Origin of the sequence: Bacillus sp. SJZ110 (genome assembly GCF_006715455.1) — a bacterium.
Classification (GTDB): domain Bacteria; phylum Bacillota; class Bacilli; order Bacillales; family Bacillaceae; genus Bacillus; species Bacillus subtilis.
On the sequence record NZ_VFNF01000018.1, the window covers coordinates 1 to 1,706 of the forward strand.

At 41.3% G+C, this 1,706-nt stretch carries 4 protein-coding genes and 1 pseudogene; all 5 read right to left on the reverse strand.

The genetic code is table 11. The annotated features are described in order from the left end of the window. Positions 1-176 precede the first annotated feature (176 nt). Complete coding sequence (gene rpsK / locus FB592_RS20890) at positions 177-572, reverse strand: 30S ribosomal protein S11 (protein WP_009966385.1); 396 nt, start codon at positions 570-572, stop codon at positions 177-179. 20 nt (positions 573-592) lie between these two features. Next, positions 593-958 (reverse strand): 30S ribosomal protein S13, encoded by a 366-nt coding sequence (rpsM, locus tag FB592_RS20895; protein WP_003235095.1) that lies wholly within the window; start codon positions 956-958, stop codon positions 593-595. Between the two features lie 22 nt (positions 959-980). After that, the gene (rpmJ, locus tag FB592_RS20900) at positions 981-1,094 is read right to left on the reverse strand and encodes a 50S ribosomal protein L36 (RefSeq protein WP_003156543.1); all 114 of its coding nucleotides are present in this window, start codon (positions 1,092-1,094) and stop codon (positions 981-983) included. 33 nt (positions 1,095-1,127) lie between these two features. Further along, entirely contained in the window at positions 1,128-1,346 is a 219-nt protein-coding gene (gene infA / locus FB592_RS20905; RefSeq protein WP_003156508.1) for a translation initiation factor IF-1, read from the reverse strand. Further along, positions 1,324-1,592: pseudogene (locus FB592_RS21235) on the reverse strand (ribosome-binding protein ybzG). Before FB592_RS21235 ends, infA begins: the two are co-directional and overlap by 23 nt. Positions 1,593-1,706: the final 114 nt, after the last annotated feature.

Sequence of the window (1,706 nt, forward strand, 5' to 3'; positions counted from 1 at the left end):
TACTTAAAACCCTCCTTCAAAACGTCGAAACCTCGAATAGAATCATATGAGATTCCATCCGAAATTCCCCATTGTTTAGTCCCGTATGTGCTCAGGCAACGAGTCGGTGCATTCGTTTCATAAATAACTGTATCATAACCCATTATTGACAGGGACACAAAATCTATACAAACAAATTACACGCGGCGACGTTTTGGTGGACGGCATCCGTTATGAGGAACAGGAGTTACGTCTCTGATAGCAGTGACTTCTAGTCCAGCAGCTTGAAGTGCACGGATTGCAGCTTCACGGCCTGAACCAGGTCCTTTAACAGTAACCTCTAGAGTTTTAAGACCATGTTCGATTGAACCTTTAGCAGCTGTTTCTGCAGCCATTTGCGCAGCAAAAGGAGTAGATTTACGAGAACCTCTGAATCCTAAAGCTCCGGCACTAGACCAAGAAATAGCATTACCATGAGTGTCAGTGATCGTAACGATCGTGTTATTGAAAGTTGAACGAATATGAGCAATTCCAGACTCAATATTCTTTTTCACGCGACGTTTACGCGTGTTAGATTTACGAGCAGCAGCCATTGTTTAAGAACCTCCCTTACTTATTTTTTCTTGTTAGCTACAGTACGACGCGGACCTTTACGAGTACGCGCATTGTTTTTAGAGTTTTGTCCGCGAACAGGTAATCCTCTGCGATGACGGATTCCGCGGTAGCTTCCGATTTCGATCAGACGTTTGATATTAAGAGAAACTTCACGGCGAAGGTCACCTTCTACTTTCAGTTTGTCAATAATATCACGGATTTTACCAAGTTCTTCTTCAGTAAGATCGCGCACACGAGTATCTTCTGAAACTCCAGCTTCTTTTAAAACTTGCTGAGCCGTTGTGCGGCCAATTCCGAAGATGTATGTTAAAGAAATAACAACACGTTTGTCACGTGGGATATCTACACCAGCAATACGAGCCATTCTCTGGGCACCTCCTTATAAATTATCCTTGTTTTTGTTTATGCTTTGGATTTTCACAGATCACCATTACTTTTCCTTTTCTGCGAATAACTTTACATTTTTCGCAGATTGGTTTAACTGATGGTCTCACTTTCATGTGTTTCCAACCTCCTTCAGTTTCCGGAGTGCTTTATTTGTAACGGTACGTAATCCTGCCACGAGTTAAGTCATATGGAGATAATTCTACCGTAACTTTGTCTCCAGGTAAAATGCGAATGAAGTGCATGCGGATTTTACCAGATACATGAGCCAAAACAGTGTGGCCATTTTCAAGTTCAACTTTGAACATCGCGTTTGGCAGTGTTTCGACTATAGTACCTTCCACTTCAATTACATCGTCTTTCGCCATTCAAGTGTTCTCCCTTCTTCAAATCAGTAACTTGCTTTCTGACAAATTTCAAAAGAAGTTTGTCACACGCCCTGTTTCGTTTATACTGTTCTGAACTTCCGGAGATACGCAATCATAAAGGGTTAAATGATTGATATTCTTTTTCTTAGGAGAATGAAATGTACGCTTTTCTCCGTCTGCTGTTAGTACATTGATGATGGTTAAAATTCCAACGACAAGCAGCAAGATGAATTCGGTCTTGCCAATGTTCACCAAAGCTTTCTGCCCTATCAAGCTTGAAAAACATCTGTCTTCGGAATTATTTTCATCATCTAGACTCTCGTCAGTATATCAAAACCCGTTTCCGTAATCGCAATCGTA

Bases quoted from the DNA above. Each gene is read 5' to 3' on its own strand.
- rpsM (WP_003235095.1), bottom strand. From the start codon at position 958: ATGGCTCGTATTGCTGGTGTAGATATCCCACGTGACAAACGTGTTGTT.
- rpmJ (WP_003156543.1), bottom strand. From the start codon at position 1,094: ATGAAAGTGAGACCATCAGTTAAACCAATCTGCGAAAAATGTAAAGTT.
- infA (WP_003156508.1), bottom strand. From the start codon at position 1,346: ATGGCGAAAGACGATGTAATTGAAGTGGAAGGTACTATAGTCGAAACA.
- rpsK (WP_009966385.1), bottom strand. From the start codon at position 572: ATGGCTGCTGCTCGTAAATCTAACACGCGTAAACGTCGCGTGAAAAAG.